Annotated in this window: 10 protein-coding genes; 2 read left to right on the forward strand and 8 right to left on the reverse strand. The window is 42.0% G+C overall.

Translation table 11 applies throughout. The features are described from left to right. The 8 genes from AC1DPZ_RS08610 to AC1DPZ_RS08645 all read right to left on the reverse strand — a co-directional run. Positions 1–188 (reverse strand): RNA polymerase sigma factor (locus AC1DPZ_RS08610; protein WP_477402576.1); only part of this gene is annotated, 188 nt, incomplete at its 3' end. 694 nt (positions 189–882) lie between these two features. Then, complete coding sequence (locus AC1DPZ_RS08615; protein WP_477402577.1) at positions 883–1245, reverse strand: response regulator transcription factor; 363 nt, start codon at positions 1243–1245, stop codon at positions 883–885. 296 nt (positions 1246–1541) lie between these two features. Beyond that, positions 1542–4286 carry a sugar-binding domain-containing protein gene (locus AC1DPZ_RS08620; RefSeq protein WP_477402578.1) on the reverse strand — a complete coding sequence of 915 codons (2745 nt, stop codon included), beginning with the start codon at positions 4284–4286 and terminating at the stop codon, positions 1542–1544. A 9-nt stretch (positions 4287–4295) separates the two neighbouring features. Continuing rightward, entirely contained in the window at positions 4296–5942 is a 1647-nt protein-coding gene (locus AC1DPZ_RS08625; protein WP_477402579.1) for a glycoside hydrolase, read from the reverse strand. A gap of 46 nt (positions 5943–5988) precedes the next feature. Beyond that, the gene (locus tag AC1DPZ_RS08630; RefSeq protein ID WP_477402580.1) at positions 5989–7554 is read right to left on the reverse strand and encodes a RagB/SusD family nutrient uptake outer membrane protein; all 1566 of its coding nucleotides are present in this window, start codon (positions 7552–7554) and stop codon (positions 5989–5991) included. 18 nt (positions 7555–7572) lie between these two features. Then, positions 7573–10689, reverse strand: coding sequence for a SusC/RagA family TonB-linked outer membrane protein (locus AC1DPZ_RS08635; protein WP_477402581.1), 3117 nt, complete (start codon positions 10687–10689; stop codon positions 7573–7575). Positions 10690–10978: 289 nt separating this feature from the next. Beyond that, positions 10979–14323, reverse strand: a complete 3345-nt coding sequence (locus tag AC1DPZ_RS08640; RefSeq protein WP_477402582.1) for a DUF5107 domain-containing protein — start codon at positions 14321–14323, stop codon at positions 10979–10981. Between the two features lie 12 nt (positions 14324–14335). Continuing rightward, on the reverse strand, positions 14336–15679 hold the full coding sequence (locus tag AC1DPZ_RS08645; protein WP_477402583.1) for a sugar porter family MFS transporter: 1344 nt from the start codon (positions 15677–15679) through the stop codon (positions 14336–14338). 524 nt (positions 15680–16203) lie between these two features. On the opposite strand from AC1DPZ_RS08645, the gene AC1DPZ_RS08650 reads away from it, so the two are divergent. Next, positions 16204–17094 (forward strand): AraC family transcriptional regulator, encoded by an 891-nt coding sequence (locus AC1DPZ_RS08650; RefSeq protein WP_477402584.1) that lies wholly within the window; start codon positions 16204–16206, stop codon positions 17092–17094. Positions 17095–18006: 912 nt separating this feature from the next. After that, positions 18007–18882, forward strand: coding sequence for an NmrA/HSCARG family protein (locus tag AC1DPZ_RS08655; protein WP_477402585.1), 876 nt, complete (start codon positions 18007–18009; stop codon positions 18880–18882). Positions 18883–19114: the final 232 nt, after the last annotated feature.

The raw sequence follows: 19114 nt of genomic DNA on the forward strand, positions 1-19114 counted from the left end.
GTATAACGATTCTTCCAAACAGAAAGGAATAGTTCCTGTACCATATCCATAGCTTCGTCCTCGTTTTGGATTTTTTTGATGGCGAAGGCTATTAATTTATCGGCATAACGCTCATATATTTCTTTGAACGCGCGGTGATCGCCACTTTGTAATTCCAGTAAAAGTTGATCATCGGGGTATTGCTTCACAAAAATTATTTTATAGGGCCAAAGTAACAGTATTGATGTTAAGGTAAATTTAAGTGTGTATTAATGCTTTAGAAAATCAAAAAAACAATCTGGCTAATTTATATGGCCGGGCATACAAAAATGGCGTTATATAAAAGCTCAAAAGCGGAATGCACCAAGCTCAAAACCAATACATTGATTTTCAATACAATTATATCAATTTATATGAAATTAATTAATATACTTATTTTTTTTTGTTCCGGGTACATTTTCTGTACTGGTTTATTTTAGCAGAATAACACCGATTGTACGGTTTATAGTTTTGAGGGTTCGAAAGAAATAAAAAGGGTAGATGAATGTGCGATGCCTTACTTTAGAAACGAGGAAAGTTACAGTTAAATAGAGTAATCATCCGGCTTGGAACCCAAAAGTTTTGCCTCTTGATAGCTGCTCTTTTTCGCCTGCTGTTGCGGTTTTGTTGCGTTTTTGATTTTATGACAATTCACAATTTATTGATTGTTAGATAGATGTGATTTTTTACTGTTTCACCTGTTGCGAACGCAACAGTTTTGGATATATAAAATGGATCCACACTGTAGCCCCCGTAAAAAATCTTTCGAACACCCAAGGTTTATAGGTGTTAAAAAAACAGATCGTAAATGGCGGGGATATAAAAAAATCAATACCTCAAATGAAGCATTCCAGAGATGGGCCATCACGAAGCCATTCGATGCTGTACTATTGCCGTAAAGTCATCAATATCAAAAGGCTTACTGATAAAATCATCCGCAGCCACTTCTTTAGCCAACAATTTACCATTATCGTGTGCAGACATAAGAAGAACAGGTATAGGTTGTGTAGCAACATCCGCTTTCAATTCGCTGCAAATATCAAGACCGCTGCCATCCGGCAGCATAATATCGAGGATAACCATATCGGGAGGAGAGGCTTCCGAACGCTGATGAAAAGCAGTTACGGAGCCATAACTCTGCACTTCAAAGCCTAAATCAACAAGCAGGTATTCAACTAAATTGCAGATATCGGCATTATCCTCAACCAGGTATATCGTTTTTTTCATTTTCCGGTGCCTTGCATTACAAACAATTATCTACATTAGTTGTTTGATTTAATTTTTTAAGGGAAGTGAAAAAAAGAACTCATAGCCTTTACCCTCTTCACTGGTTAGCACATAACCAATCACTTGCTGATACATAAAGCAACTTATATATGATTATCAGCAAGTTACAAGATTCGAGTAACAAAAATCCGGAGATTTTCAATATCCCATTTGTATCCACGCGTGTCAAACAAGCGACAGCAGAAAACAAGGCATCCAAAATCGATTTCGTTTCGCTTTCTGTTATCAACAAAACACTATTTAAAAAACTTCTTTAAATCCGTACTGCTAAGGTTTTCCTTTGGTGTAAAATCCTTACTACCGGCATAGTTCATCAGGCTATATTTAAGCTGTCGGGCCACCGGCCGATCCGCCAGGTTATGATGTATATCCATAGCGCAAATAATAAGCTTCCCGCTATCTACTTTGAATTCCAATATATCCGCCATATTCCTGTTCTTAAAAAAGTTATCTATAACACGCACTATTGGATGAGCCTGAAAAGGGAGCATATCAGTTATCATCGTTTTTGAACTGGTTACAAGATCCCACCATTGCCAGTCACTGTAATAAGCTGTAGGGAAATCAGCAAGGGCAGGATGGGCCGGGTTGATCAGCAGCCCCATGGTACCGGGCTGATCGGGAAAATGAACAGGACTCCAGAAAACCGGTGCAAAGCGCCCGTTAACACCTTTTATTGCCGCTGTATCAGGGTTCAGGACAACGTTCGCCCCGTTTTTCAACCAGCTCAAAGCACTATCTGCTGACGTTGTGAAGATCACGTTTTTTGGCACTTTGGGTAGTGTTGATGGATAAACCCATATCTTCCAGTGATTGCTGATAGGAGAATGAGCGAGACTCAACGTTACATCCAGCTGCTGGGCATAGGCTACTGAATTAAGATTGACGCTGAACTTACCAACCTTATATCCATTACCAACCGGGATTGCCTTTTTATCCAACTTTCCGCTAAACAGTATTTTCTTGTTTTTATCTGTTATCGACCAGACAAGTTCATCCGTTATAGTTTTATCAGAAAAATTCGCCATTTCTGCCGAAGCTGAAAATGTCTCGTTATTGGTGTAAGTGGCTTTTTCGAATCTAAGCAACGGAACTACAGGCCCGCAAAACCGGCGGAACTCTTTTGGTGTGATAATCCCTTTGCTATCCCAGAAAGCATTCAACAAACCCACAAGTGCAGTTCCCTGCCCGGGAAAATCATGCAGATCAAGTAACTGAAAACCGCCTACTCCCGATGTTTTGAGCGCCCGTTCAATTTCTTCTTTGTAAAGATCTGCGGATAACATCCCACTCGCTTTTAAATAAGCACCGGCGAGATTAAGCATCCCTTTATTCCGAAGATCATTGCGGATGGCCTTAAAATTCATGGGTTCGAGCACTCCTTTATATTTAGGAATTTCATCCAGGTCAGGATAAACAGAATATTGACCAACTTCATGAATCACCAGCGGTACTGGAATTCCTTCTACAGCTTTGCTGTAATCCGTTTTAAAATCAGGTACATTTGTATTGAAAATTCCTTGCCCCCGCACCCAGCCCTTATCTGTATACTGGGTTATAAAATAGTCGTCTGTCGGCTCCGGATGCTTACCGTGTCCATTTTGGAAACTGAAAGTCGTTGTTGTATAAAGACGCCTGCTATCCTTAGCTTTCAATTCCTTTACTAAACTCTGAAGCCAGTTAAAATCGCCTTCAAGTTCATTACCCATACTCCAGAAACAAAACGAAGGATGATTCCCGTAATTTTGTATTATCCGGGCGGCTTCTTCTTTAAGGTAAGATAAAGTTCCGGGATCTTTTCCAACCGTGAGGCTCCATAAGGGCAGCTCGACGTGCAGGTAAAATCCAATAGAGTCCGCCACTTTAAAAGCTGCTTCAGGAGGACACCAGGAGTGAAACCGAATATGGTTGAGGCCATATTGCTTTGCGGTTTTAAATACCTTCAGCCACCCCGCTTCGTTCATCGGCGGATGACCTTCCAACGGAAATATGTTACATTCCAGCGTTCCCCTTAAAAACAGCGGCCTGCCGTTGATCCGGAATTGACCTTTTGCTGAAGATACATCACGGAAACCAAACCGCTCTGTTCTGCTATCAACTACTTCGCCTGATTTGTTGATCACATCTATTTTAAGCTGATAAAGCCTGGGATTAAATTCATCCCAACTCCGGGCATCCTTTACTTTGATGATTAGCTTTGTATGCCATGAGCTATCGCCCGTAATCATGATATTCTGTGTATCCCCAACAACGTGCGACCCTCTTAATATTCTTGCCCTTACAAAGCTTTTTTTGTCTGCCCCCCCGGGTACAAATTTGATATTTGCTTCTACAGAGTTGGATTGCAGACTGGGGAATACCTGTACATTATCAATCGTTAAAGGCGGCCGGCCAACAATTTCCATTTTTCCGATTACGCCATTCCAGATTATTTGTGTGCCGTCGGTATAGGCATGGGCAAAGTCGTTGACACTAATATCATGTTGTTTCCTGTTATCTACCCGTAAGGTAATTTGATGCACTCCTGCTTTGAGCGGCCCGAAATCAAAAAATTGAGGAGCAATCAAACTTTCCTGAGCTCCAACCTGGCGGCCATCTATCCAGCAATCGGTTTTCCAAATCACACGTTCCAGTATCAGGCGGGCTGCCGTCATAGTATGCGGAATTGAGATAGTACGCTGGTACCAAACCGCACCGGTATACTCATGCTTCCTGGACAGGTGCATCATGACCGGTTTGTTAAGTGTCAAGGTATCTACCTGTACAGGTTTACCGATACCAGCATCATCCAGTGTTCCCGGTAAAGTAATTTTCCCAGACAATTCCTGTAAGTACCATTTTTCGGAAAGCCCTTTATCAAGTGAGTCTAATTTAAAGTGCCAGGTACCGGAAACAGGCAGCCGCCTGATTTGTGCAAAAGCCGTTACACCCCAAAATAGCATAGCAAATAAAACCAATGGTTTTCTCATGGAAAAATTCATCCTTCGTTATTATTGATAAGTTCCTGTTAAAGTAGTCACTGACCGCCCCTCCAATGTAAGCTTATTTGTAGTGACGGTTGATTTCTGCAAATTTTTGGAAGCGCTTGTTGTAAAAACATCAATATTTGCATTAGCGAGCTTGATAGCATTCGTATCAAGTGAATATTTTTTTTCGCTGCCACTGGTATTGATGATCACAATAACAAACTGTTTGGTCGCGGGGTTTTTATAAGCAGAAACCATTTGTGAACCGGCTGCAACAACAGGATCAGTGATATCACCGATAACTGCACCTACCCTGATCATTCCCGGCCTGATAAATCGTGAAAAATTACCCAGGCACCAAAGTTGCTTGGAATCTGTAACAATACCGTCGCTTTTCATGGCGTTCAGGTCATAACCGCCGGCAGGGTCATTTATATAAACCAGCCCATCACTATAATTATAAGTATCAACTGCCAGCCACCACTGCCATGAGCTTACGTTTGCAATAGTAAGATCACTGTAAACAACCTTGGCAACATACAGTCCGTAGTCAATACTCAGGTTTCGGGGGTACCCATTTGCCTGCCCGCAAATATCTCCCAGAATCCCAAATTCTGTTTGCCATAACGTAAGCGAAGGGGCTATACTATTACGCTTATTTACCACATTCTGCCGGTAATTCACAAGATCATTAGCAGGGCAGGTAGTAAAATAGCTATGTGCAGAAAGCAAGTTTGCTAAAGCAGGAACATCACCAATATAGTTAGATGAAGCCGCATTGAAGAACTGATTGATCTGGTCGCCGCGGTTATCACTATTATTTGCATCCAGGGAATTCCATTGATTTGCCTCACCAAGGGCGATCTTTGCAGATACACCGGCTGATTGGAGTTTAGGCCCCAAAATACGGATAAACTGTGCTATGTTATTGTTGGTTGCACCGGTACCTTCCTGGCTTGGTTTTTCACCCCAGTTCCATTGCGGCTCATTAAAAGGACTGACAAAACTAAATGGAGTGCCGGTACTTTGAAAGTGGTTTGCAACAGCAACAAGAAAATCGGCAAATGCTCCCTGCTTATCCGTTTTTAAATTAAGCTGGCTGTTTGCCAACCCAAATGCTTTGTTGTTTATAGTAAACTGTACTGGCGGCGAAACGGAAAACCCCAGAAAATTTTGAACACCCCGGGCTTTGGCTGCCGCAAGAAACCACTGTTGCCCTGCCTGCTTTGTCCAGTCGTACGTGCCGTCTGCATTTAAAAAACATTCCTCGCGCCGGTATTCATCGGGAATGCCGCTGGCAGCACCCTGCTCAAAACTTCCTGCCCCTATATTAAAACGCCAGAGCGATAGCCCAATACCTTTAGGATTTCCATTCGCATCATTGTCCATGCTGAAAAGATAGTCAGCAATCAGGTTCTTTTTAGTAGAATTAGCCCATTTACCCACAAATTTTGTTGTCCAGCAATCGGAGGCACCAAAACTGCTGATGGTTTGTTTTTCATCCTGGAGGTTAATAGTAATTTTTACTTCGGCCTTATTACAGGTATCTACACCATTTGCATAGCAATGATTGTCCGCTTCCGGCATCACTGTTTTTTTGCTGCATCCAAATGAAGCAGTAAAGAGCAGGAGGCTGAGCGAAATAAGGCTAAAACGTATGTGTTGCTTCATTTTGTATGAATAAGCCGCCTGCTTACGCAGACGGCATTTCGATAAACTAATAACCGGAATTTTGTGTAATTCTTCCCTGTGAGGCAATAATTTCTTTGGAAGGTATTGGCCAAAGATCGTGTTTTCCGGCAACAAAACCTGCGCCTTTATTCTGAGGTTCGTTTAGATTGGTAGTTTCGTAAGGATCTTTGCTTTGCTGCGTATTGTATTTAACAAAACTTCCATTAGGCCCCATGATACTATTGATCACCGGCTGACCGGTTTGATCTTTCCACCTCCTGATATCATATAACCTATCTCCTTCAAGCGCAAGTTCAAGTCTGCGTTCGGTACGAACCGCATTAATAAGATCCCACCCGCTGAGGTTCATGTTTGTAGATAGGCCCACCCTGTCTCTAACTACTTTTAAAGATTGCAAGGCCTGCTGACTTTGTTGCTGCATAGCTGCTGCTTCGGCGTTCATTAAATAAACGTCGGCGAGCCTCAGGTAAATATGGTCTTTTGAAAACGTCCCGTTTGGTGTGCGTTCCGATCTGGGTATATAAACTTTGCGATTGTAACGGGCCGATTTGCATTGTGACGGATTGGCATTAAATGAAGTATTTGCAGGATCACCGATCACGGGGAAATGGTGACGAATGATTGTCCAGTTCAGCCTAACGCTATCACCCTGCGCCTTAAATGCATTCTCCAGATCGCTGGTAGGGGTAAAATAGCCCCATCCACCTTCTGTTCCAGGCATTGATGTGGTCGGAAAAACATTACCCAAATTAGGATACTGGGTCGAATACTGGTACTGGATTTCAAATATTGATTCTTTACCATTATAATTTGTAGTCTGCCATATATTACCATAAGAGGTTTCCAGCGTATAGTCTCCCGATGCAATAATCTGCCCGCTTAAACTCTGTGCCTCGCTCCAATTTTCGGTATACAAATCAATTTTGGCAAGCAAGGCCTGTGCAGCTCCCTTTGATACCCGGAATTTGTTCGTGGTACTGTATTGAGATTTTGAAGGAAGAATGCCAATAGCACTATTCAGATCCTGTTTGAGAAAACTATAAACTTCTGCGGCACTTGTTCTTTTGTAATCGTTTTGCTGAGGCGAAAGCGTTTTGGTAATCAAAGGCACATCTCCCCAGTTTCTTACAAGCTCGAAATATTGAAAAGCGCGCAGAAATTTTAATTCTGCAATCAGCCTCTGTTTTGTTCCGTCATCAATTTTCGCATTCTGCAGGCCTTCCATGGTAGCATTGAAAAGGTAAATACTTTTGTATAGTTCTATCCAATGTGCCTCTACCCTGTCATTCTCCGGGTTAAGCGTGTAATGCGCAGCTTGCACGGCTGTACCCTGGCCGCCATTAATACCTACCCACTCGTTATCTGAAGCGGCTTCGCCGCCAACCTGCTTCCACCATTGTGTTTGCCACCAGTCATCAAAATCAATGTATTTGTAACTGGCAAGTGCGGCTCCGGTGGCTTCGTCTACGGTGTTGTAATAAGTGCCCGACTGAATAGAGTTCCCGTAAGGTTCCTGCTCGAGGAAACTTTTTTTGCAGCTTGTGATAGCGGCCACAGCCAGTATCAGCATTGTATATTTTAAACGTTTCATTTTGTTTTTTGCTGAGTGTTAAAAGTTTGCGTTAAATCCGACATTGAAAAATTTAGGGATAGGATTCTGCCCGTTATCAATTCCGTAACGCAGTACCCCACCAAAAGGAACTTCCGGATTTAACCCATCATATTTTGTGATAGTGAAAAGATTCTGTGCAGAAATGTAAACCCGTACTTTGGCAACACCGCCAAGCGCTTTAGTTGGTACTGTATATCCCAGCTGCAGCAGTTTGTTCCGCACATAACTTCCATCTTTTATAAAAAAGCTGGAGTTGTTTGAAAAATTACCATTTGGATCTGAAAGGCTTAATATTGGGTAACTGTTGGTACTTCCCGGCCCGCTCCAAAACTTTTTCTCGCTGCCGCTTATAAAATTGTAATTATAAATAGGATTCATCCGTACAAGGTAGTCATCGGCAATTTTGTTGCCGAAGGAACCATAAAACTCCGCGCGGATATCAAAGCCCTGGCAGGCAGCTTGAAGGGTTAAGCCTGTAGATATTTTAGGATAAGGGTTCCCTATTGATGTCCGGTCATTCAGATCAATTTTATTATCGCCATTAACATTTTTATACATGAAATCGCCCGGCCTTGCATTTGGCTGCAATACGGCACCATCAGCGCCTTTATAATTCTGTACATCCTGCGCGGTTTGGAAAACGCCCATTACCTGGTATCCATAATAGCCACCAAGGATATCCCCAGCTGCAGTTTTAGTTCTCCTGGTTGACTGGAATACATCATTAGATATCTCATCATAAAGCACCTGGCCCTTCAGGTCAACCGCTTTGGAGAGAAAATGCTGCAGGGTTAATCCTATACCGTATGATAATTTGCCGATATTGTCTTTATAGTTTATGGCAACCTCATAGCCACTGGTTCTGATACTGCCCACATTAGTATAAATAGTAGGAATGTAGCCTTGAGGATAACCCAGCGACGGCTGCACAGGAAGGTATAACAACATGTCTTTGGGTGACCGCCAGTATTTATCAGCGGATACAGACAGCTTGTTGTTGAAGAAATCTGCATCCAAACCAATGGTCACGTCCTGTGTGGTTTCCCATTTGATATCAGGGTCTGGCACGTTGGCGGGAACATAGCCATAAATCCTGCTTCTGTCTCCATTGATATAATCAGAAAGCCCCAATGTACTTTCGTAAGCACCAGGTCCGCCGGGCAGGTTGCCACCTACACGACCGTAAGAAGCTCTCAGTTTTAAATAGTTGAGCCACTTTACATTCTTCATAAATGACTCATTCGAAATCACATAAGCACCCGAAACTGTAGGAAAATAGCCCCAGCGGTTTTTGGGAGATAGCAGCGACGATCCGTCTGCCCTGAATGAACCGGTTAAATAGTAAGTCTCATTAAAATCATAAGAAACCCTTGAAAAATAAGAGTTCATCTTACCAAAAGGGCCTGCACCCGGCTGGTGCGTGCCGCTGCCGTCTGCAAGTACAGCGCCTGCCGAAATATATCGGTAGGGCTCAGCATCATAAGAAATGTCCTGGCGGAAAACATATGTATTATTGTAGGTGTAGCTATCAGCCGATTGGCCCGCAAGGATGTTATAATGGTGCTTACCGATTGCCCCGATATAATTGATGGTATTATCAATTTGCCAGCGATAGTTAACCACCGTATTTTGAGAAACACCCGATTTATCGTTCCTATCCTGCGGATCGATGAAATATTTAGGATTATAATTGGTTTGATTCAGCGAATTATAAAATCCGGAAAGGCTCGTCTTAAAGGTCAGRCCTTTTATGGGTTTGATCTCCAGGTATGTCGATCCTTGGGTGCCGAATTGCTTGGAGTTATTGAAATCACGGGCCATTGCGGCAACAGGATTATTGATATTGTTGAAATTTGACCTGGTAAACTGGCTGTATGCCGGATTATAGGCTGTAGAGTTCCAGCTTGGATTAGACGAAGCATAAGCGGCAACATCGGATTGCGTTTGAGCCGCAGACTTGGTGACCGCCAGGTTTGGCGCAATTGACATCACATTGAACAGACTTGCTCCGCCGCCATTGCCATAAGTCTCGAAACGAGGCGCCAGGTTTACACCGATTTTAAACACTTTAGATATTTCATAGTCGATATTGAACCTCGTTGTAATTTTTTGGTAATCGCCGGTACCGCGTTGCGCATTAAAATTCGTGGTCTGGTCGAAATAGCCTGCGCTGCCGTAAAATGAAAGTCCATTCTTAGCCCCCGAGGCACTCACATTATAATTATGTGTATAAGCATTTTTTATCGACGCTTTCCACCAGTCTGTGTTAATATTGCTCACCGCCCCGGCAGGAGGTAATGTTTGGTTATTATTTGCATACACTTGTTTATAAAAGCTAACATATTCGTCAGTTTGGGCCAGGTTAGGATTTACCCAATGGCTCATACCGGAAGTACCATTGAAGTTGATCTGAGCTTTGTCTTTTCCCCTTTTGGTTGTTATCAGTAATACGCCCTCGCCGCCCCTGGAGCCATAAATAGCAGTTGCCGCGGCATCCTTCAATACGTCCACCTTATCGATATCAGAAGGGTTGATATCGTTTAGACTGCCAAAAGAGGTTATTACACCATCCACGACGATCAAGGGGTCGCTTGAACCGGTAATGGTGGCAAAACCCCTAATTAATAATTTGGGTTGAGCACCGGGATATCCTCCGCCCTGGAAAACCTGCAACCCCGGTACCTTTCCTTGTAAGGCGTCTGCAACATTGCTGGTGGTTGTTGGCGCAATATCTTTGGTACTTACCGACGAAACCGCTGTAGTTACACTTTTGCGGGTAATGGTTTGGTAGCCGATAACTACGGTTTCATTAAGCATATTATCGGATGGAGTCAGCTTTACGTCGTATTGTTCCGAATCGCCTACGGGCACTTCTTTTCGGGTAAAACCGATATAGCTAAACACAAGGACATCTCCAGTTTTCGCATTTAACTTAAAAGTGCCGGCAGCATCAGAAACCGTTCCGCCATTGGAGCCTTTCAGGGTAATACTTACTCCTATAAGGGCTTGATTGGTGTTATCCGTCACCCGTCCTTTGATCAACCTGGTTTGAGCGAAAGCCAGGTTACATAAGAACAGGAGCAACACCGAAATTTGTGTAGATCTTCTTTTCATATTTTACTATTTAGGATTAAAATGGTCGAACAAAACTAAGGTTAGTTAATACCCTTAGTATAGACTATCTTTTGCAAAAACTGGACTATATCCTGATTGTGATTTTTTTTCAGGTCTATTTCTGATTGAGCGTATGGGAGTTAAATCTTCCGGCAAGATCTTCTTTTAAAATACACCGGGAATGCCTCGGGATCGCGTCAAATCTGCAAGCCAAAACTCCTAAAATAAAAAAACGGGATCACTCCCGTTTTGCATTAAATAAACCAATTATTGAACCCAAATTTCTTTTTTAAACTTTCAAACGACTGTCTGATAACAGTTGATGACGGGACGCTAAATCGAGATGGGTTTTAGCGCCAAGATGCATCGTATCCATTTCGAGTACCTGCTGAAACAGGGTAATACTTTCTTTCTTGTGATTCAAACCCAATTGACCGAGCCCCTGTAGATAAAGACAATGAATCCGGTTTCGGTAGTTCAAATCTCCATCAAAAACCATCAGATCCGGAAGTGAAACGGCGAAGTAGTCAATCTTAATTTCATCGTCGATATGCTTTTGTCCGTATTTAATCAACTTATTAAAAATATTGTTGGCACGCAGACTGTCTCCGGTTTTTTGAAGCGCCAATCCCTGGTAAAATATCTTATCCGCCGGCGAATCATTATAAAATATAGCTGCACTCGGCTCCTCGTCCCCAATTGCCGCCAATTTCCATAACCTGTTAGCACTTTCCTCATCCGCTAAAGCCTGGTAAGCGCTGCCCAGCCAAAAATAAATATCGTTGTCACGCGTCCCCGGCAATTTTCCTTCGCCCAGGTTAACAGGATAGCTCAGCGCTTCGGTGAGTAATTCGATAGCCTTCGTGAAATCCCCTTTCAAAATCAATAGTTTAGCCTTTTCCACCAGGCTGAAGGAGTATTGAGCAGCCACTTTACCTTCACCGCCTTCCCATGGATGGAATTTACGGCTTATCAGCATATCATATGCGGTTTCAAAATCACCCAGAAAATTGTGAATTGCTGCTATTTCCAGGTAAACGTCATCTCTCAGCGTTGCCGTTTCCAGATTTGTTTGTAAAAAGTCAAGCCGTTCTTTAGGTTTGTAATTAAGACGTTTATAAAGCTGATCAAGCTCCATTAGCACTCTCGCATCATTTCTATCAAGGGAAAATGCCTTTTTGAAATGAAAGAGCGCCTTGTCTTTATCCCCGGATTTATTAAACAGCGCAATTCCAAGGTTCCTGTTGACAGTTGGAAATTCGCTTTCGATTTGGCAGGATTGATTCCAAAAACTAATTGCATCCCCGTACTGACGTTTATCAAAATACAGATTTCCCAGATAATACAGGGCCTTGCTATCGAGCGGGTTAAGCGTTATAGCGCTTTTTAACACGATGATATCATCCAGACGGTTGGGAAAACAATAACCAGGATTAGCTCCGGCCGCGACCGTTAAATAGTTAGCACAAACGTGCCGGTCACCTAACTTGTGATAGATATAGGCCAGGTAATAATTAATGAGCGGCGTATCCAACTCCCCGTTATTTGCCAGTAATAAGATAGCTGCCGCATCTTTGTAGCAACCCTGATCAATAAAGTCAATAGCGCATTCAATCAGGTTATGCGCGGTACAGCGGCTCCGGGACCTTAGCAGACTCAGGGTCTGCATGGCTTTTTCTTCCTGCCCAAGTTCCAGGTAGCACGAATATAATTCGTAAAGAGCTCCAAAATTAAAGCCGTCGCGCTCAATAGCACTTTGTGCAACGGAAAGCGCTTCAGCAAGTTTCCCCATTTTTTTAAGTGCGTGGATTTTGATCAGATAGGCTTTGCCATTCCGGGCATTCCTGTCAATTGACCAGTTAATGTGCTCAAACGCCCTGTCATAATCCCCTTTTAACAAATCGAGCTGCGCTATAAAATAGTAAGCCGAATCCTGCCAGGCGCTGTTCCACGCGGCTTTAAAAAATGCTTCATAGGCGTCTTCTGCACGACCAAGGTATTTTAAGCTAAGTCCCAGGTTAAAATAGGGTTCACCATCGTAAGGATTGGGATTTCTGGCGGTTAAGGTTTTGATGGCCTGGCGAAAGAAAGCTTCACTTTTTTCGAACATCCCGCGCCTGAGATACCACACACCAAGCGCGTTATTATTACGAATATCGCCAGGATCCAGCTGCAATGCTTTTTCATAATAAGGAACAGGATCGAAGGTTGCATGTCGGTATTGCTCCAGGTGCTGCCCTGTCAGGAACAATTGTTCTGCGTTGTCTAAGTCGGCCGGAGATTTTGCGGGGGCTGCAGCCTGCGGGATCTCTTTAAGCTCTTGCTTTCCCTTATAGTGCAACAATTCTTTTCCATTTATATCGGTTATACTGGCAGAAACCTTGTTTTCTTCTAAACGATCAAGGGTTTTCAACGTGCGATCATAAATTTCATAAGGGTCTATATCAGCAATGTCCTCAAGCAACAAATCTGTCCCCATAAAAACTTTAATATGGACACCTTTGCACACCGACGTGGCGAAAATCTTCATAGCAAGTTCATTCTGATTAACTTGAAGGCTAAGCAGTATATCTTGGGTTGCATTTTTGATAATCCCCAGTTCACGATAAGGAAGAAAGTATTGCGTAAAGGACTTTTCTTCAAATGGCATTAACCAGGTAAAGTCGGGTTGATTATCCGTGTAAACACCTGTCATTAGTTCAATATATGGGCCGTCTTCATCAGTAAGATTACGATCCCAGGCAATACCAAAATCTCCGTTACCCCATGTCCATTGCTTCTTACCAGGAGAAACATGATGATCCGCAATATGCAGCATACCTGCTTTGCTATCATGCTCATACCCGCCTACAAAATCGTATGCGGAGTTGACGGCCATGTAGGAGGTCGGTACAGGAATGTTCTTATACATTGAAATATCCGTACCCGGACTATAGTCGACCTTGTAATAAGTGCCCGTGGCGATAGGAAATGTGGACACATCCCGCTTGCCGTGATCAAACACAGCGTTAACATCCGGAGGAAATACTGACTGGTAATAGTCGTTAACCTTTACCGCAGGGTTGGCCCACCAAAGGAAAGTTTGTGGTAAAGCTGTGGGATTAGATAACCTTGCTTTGATCTCCAGGTAGGCGTGATCAGGGTGAAGCGTAAACCCGGCCATCCCTTTGGTGTGGAACATTTTTTCAAGTTCATTTACCCAAACAGTAACACTACCGTCGGAATTCTCTTCAATATTAAAGTCTACCGCTTCGAAAGTGCTCGGACGATGATGCTGCGGCCAGTTGAATTCTATCCCACCGGATATCCATGGACCGCAAAGCCCAACGAGAGCAGGCTTAATCACCTGATTATAGTAAATGAAATGCCTCTCTTTAATCTTATCATAAGCCATCTGAACCCTTCCACCTAATTCTGGCAGGATCATTATTTTCAGGAAGGTATTTTCGATGAAAACCGCTGTGTATTCCCGATCTTCTTTCTCGTCGGATATTTTCTCGATCACAGGGTTCGGATACACAACTCCGCTGCTACCCTGGTAAATTCTTTTTTCAAAAAACATAGGGTTTTTATCGGGCTCCCCAGTCCCATAGGTCGGGATATTCACTTTTTCTATCCAGGCTTTAACTGTCATAAGTTTCATATGTTAATGTGCTGCAAAATTTGATTCCAATTGTTCCAGGCTTTGCCCTTTGGTTTCTTTCACTTTTATTTTGATGAACACGAACCCCAAAAAGCAGATTACTGCATAGAGGTAAAAAGGGCCGAAAGTTCCAAGTGCTTCAGCCAGCAGGGGGAAAGTAAGAACAAGTATAAAGTACGCGCCCCATAGGCACAGTATGGCAAATGAAGAGGCCGCCCCCCTGATATGGTTCGGAAATATTTCTGAGATGATCACCCAGGTAACCGGGGCCAGCGAAGTGGCATAAACCGCAATGGCCAGCAGCACCAGCGAAGATATCCATCCGGCAGAAGCCTGGTGACCGAGTGCAAACGCTAACATGAGATAAATAACGGAAAGCCCCAATGAGCCAAACATGATCAGGGGTTTCCGTCCTAAGCGGTCAACCTGCCACATGGCTAATAAAGTAAATAACGTATTCACCACGCCAATAATTACCGTTTCCCAAAGCTGGCGATCCAGGCTGGCACCTATAGATTTAAAAATAGTTGAGGTGTAATTAAACACCACATTGATTCCGCAAAACTGCTGGAAAACTGCAAGTGTTACGCCAACTAAAACAGCTGGTCGTACGGCTTTCGCAAATACGCTGCGGTAACTGGCCGGTTCGGCTGGTTGATTTTTTTCAAGATCTTCGATGATCCTATCGGCGGCAGTTGCTGAGCCAATTTTGCAAAGTGTTTTGAGAGCATCTGCTTTGTACCCTTTGCTGAGTTGCCACCGGGGGCTTTCCGGCAAAAAAATAACACCAAGCAGAAAAAGCAGGGATGGGACCACCCCAAGCCCGAACATCCACCTCCAGGCTTCCGGTCCCTTATCCGCCAGTGTATAATTAACAAGGTTAGTTATCAGTATCCCCAAAACAATAGTTAACTGATTAAGTGCAACGTTTCTGCCCCTGACAGCGGCTGGTGAAATTTCAGATATATAAAGCGGGCTTAGCATCGAGGACATGCCCACGCCAATACCTGCACCAAATCTAAAAAGGATAAAAACAGACAGGTTTCCCGCTAATGACATCGCCAACGAAGAGAGTGCAAAGATCGAAGCCGCCACCATTAAACCCGGACGTCTGCCATACCGGTCAGCGATCCTGCCCGCCGCAACGCTCCCGACCATACACCCAAGGGCAAGCGATCCGGTTAAAAACCCTTCCCCTAAAGCGGTGAGCGCGAACTGTGACTTTAAAAAAGGCAAAGCACCCGAGATCACGGCGAAATCAAAACCAAAAAGGTACCCCCCAAGCGCCGAGATGAATGATATGGAAATAATATAATGGTGGTTAAATTTTTCAGTTGCTATTTGCATTCCGATAAAGGATTTAAAATTGGTTGTTTGTAATATGTCGACTTTTATTTAGTTAAAAAAGCAGAACGTTTATATTTATCTAAGTTAGTGGAACGGATTTTGTAAAAAAATGGACAATTAAAAGTAGTACTCCAATAAGACCAATTTTCTGCCGTGGACCTTCATATTAAGACTGATATAATCCCGCGTTTCACATGGCATTTACAAGGCACGGGGTTATTGTTGAGTAGTACACTATCACAGGCCACAATTCCGCAAGCCAACAATATAGCCAGCGACAAAAGAAGTTGATCTTTTTCATAAGCGTTTCTTCGGTTAATAAATCGTTTGTAATTTTCGGAAATAAAACAGCTTGGTAATATGGACGCAATTAGGTTTTATATGGACTATATTATTATCACATTGAAATTAATTCCAAATCATATTTAAAATTTTTACGTTTATTAATGCGTAATAGAATTGTGAGAGGACCTGCTACTCTCCCATTAAAAAACAGCAGTACTAACCAGTTATAAAAAATTAATATGAATTATAAAAAAGAAGGGTTTGACGGACAAAAAGCTATAGTTATTCCCAGGTCAATTTTAAACAGATTCTGCTTTTCTAATGATATTATCAAAGGCGCCTATATCACTGATATTGGCTATTATCCCAAAGCTAAATTTCACCTGCGGAAACGAGCACAAGGGGCAGAACAAAATATTCTTATCTATTGTGTGGAAGGAAACGGAATAGTAACTATAAAATCAGTAAGGCATACAATCGTCCCGGGCGACTTTATTATTATTCCCCATGGCATCTCGCATTCGTATGAAACCAATGAAAAAACTCCCTGGACCATTTATTGGTGCCACTTTAAGGGAGACCAGGCAGATGCATTGGTTAAATGGCTCTATGCAAAAGGAGAAAGCTACAAATACAGCGTTGAATTTGTCCAGGAACGCATAACGCTTTTTGACCAGCTTTATACTTATTTTGAGCAAGGTTACAGCGTGGAGAATCTGACCTACATCAATTTACTGCTATTGCAATTTTTGAGCTCATTTATTTATAGCGATAAATACAAAACGAAGCTATCAGAAAAAAATACCGATATGCTCGAAAAATCTATTTTTTTTATGCAGAATAATCTCGAAAAGTCATTGACATTATCTGAACTGGCAGCATCGGTAAACCTGTCTAACAGTCATTATTCGGCTATTTTTAGAAAAAAAACTGGTTTCCCACCCATTGAGTACTTTAACCACCTGAAAATTCAAAAGGCCTGTCAGTATTTGCAGTTTACGAAATTAAGAATACGGGAAATAGCATTTAAAATAGGCATAGAAGACCCATTTTATTTTTCGAGGCTTTTTACCAAAACCATGGGTTATGGCCCTAAAGAATATCGTGAAACAAGATATTCCGCTAAATAATACCACTCTGAGATTACTGTGCATCGAAGATTGATATGATTTTACGTGCACCTAAAGTAAATTCTTTTATGAATGTTTGTTCCTGTTCTGCGCATACTATGGTTTTCCAGGGCAGCGTTAACAATTTCCTGGAATATATTGGTAATTGAAAACTATTTGACTCTAATCCGAAGAACAAAAAAAATTTGAATTCGTTAAAAGTACCGGCTCAAGCGGTAGCGTTCGGAGTGTATACGAATCTGTTAGGTAAGGTAAGCCAATTAGGCTTATCATTTCAACAGGCTCGTTATTCAAATAATTGGCCATTGTTCGCAACAAGCGCCGAAAGAAAGTCAGAACACTTATTTGATATTTAGGGGTAATAAAATCTATTTAAAAAAGAATAAAAAATTTGAGTTTAAGTTTCATAAGTGTGTTAAAGATTTCCTAATGTCACTATAAATTCAAATGGACCGCTAATTATCGAAATTTGTGGTAATTGGGCCGGCCTACTTGCCGATACAGAAAGTGTTTCTATATTGATTATCAGTTAGTTACAAGGATTGAGTTACAAATCAATAACAAAAAAAATATAAATATTATTCCGTTGAAAATCAAGATGTTAATAACTTTTTTTGGGCTACTTTCTGACGGAAAGTAACATAATTCTGAATATCAATCGGTTAGCTGTTTTGAGTTCCAATTGAGTAACAAAACAATTTATTTCAAATCTCATCAATTCGGCATTGATAGAATAAAATCTTGACATCATCTCTCTTAGTTACACTTATTAATTTGTCGATATACTGGTGTATCCTTATTGAAAACTTCAAAAAAGCTTCTCCTTAAAATGTATCACATCTTCCTTGTTTTGTATAGCGGCCAGCCAAGCTCATCTCCTAATTTTGCTTCATTATTTAAAGACAAAAAATAATGAAAAAAACAATAGCAGTAATTGGAGCAACAGGCTCACAAGGTAAGGGTGTGGTAAATGCCCTTGTGCATGAAAGTTCCTTCAATGTAAGAGCAATAACCCGTAATCCAGAAAAATATTCAGGCAAGGCACATGAAGCAGTTTATGCAGATTTAAACAATTTGCAGTCATTAAAAGAAGCGTTTAAGGATGCTTATGGCGTATTTGTGGTAACCAACTTTTGGGAAGGTGCAGACGAAATTGCCCAGGGGAAAAATGCCGTTGAAGCAGCAAAGGCAACAGGGGTGCAGCATTTTATTTGGTCAACGCTTCCTGATGTTGAATCAATAAGTAATGGTGAATTTGACGTTCCTCATTTTACAAACAAAGCAAAGGTAGATGACCTGGTGAAAAATGCAGGGTTTAAATACTCAACATTTGTTGAAGCTCCATTCTATTATCAAAATCTTGTCGGACGGCTTGCACCACAGCCAAAACAAGACGGCACAACCGGCTGGACGCTGCCGGTCGATCCGACAAAAAAAGTGATCCATTGGTCGGACATCAATGATTTGGGAAAAGTAGTGGCTGGCGCATTTTTGCAGCCCGAAAAAGCCGGCAATGGCAATTACCTTGCATTGGCAACAGAGTTGAATAGTTTCAACGACGTTCTGGAAGCCTATAAAAGGCACGGCAAAGCGTACAGCTTTAAACAAGTCCCGGGTGAAGTGTTTTCAACTTTTTTTGAAGGAGCAAAGGAAATGGCAGAAATGTTTGGATATTGGGAAAAGTACACATACATGGGGCCAGGTTCAGCGTTACGGATTGAATTGGCAAAAGAAATCGCCACCAGCGAATTTATAACATTTGACGCATGGATAAATCAAAATAATTAGGAAAACAAAAAATAATAAATTACATAAGGCCCCATTTAAATTATTGGCATTGGCTATCTCAAGTATGATAGGGAAAACAGTGTAAAACATTGCCATTGCCTTTTTTGAACATGAGGGCGGGCCATGAAGCATATGAACAGATAATGGTTTATAATAAAAATCCATTGTCTGTTTACCAATAGGGTAATCTGATATGGGAATGATCAATATCGATTTCAGATAAAGAATGAGT

It is taken from the genome of Mucilaginibacter sp. P4_G9 (assembly GCF_056400985.1).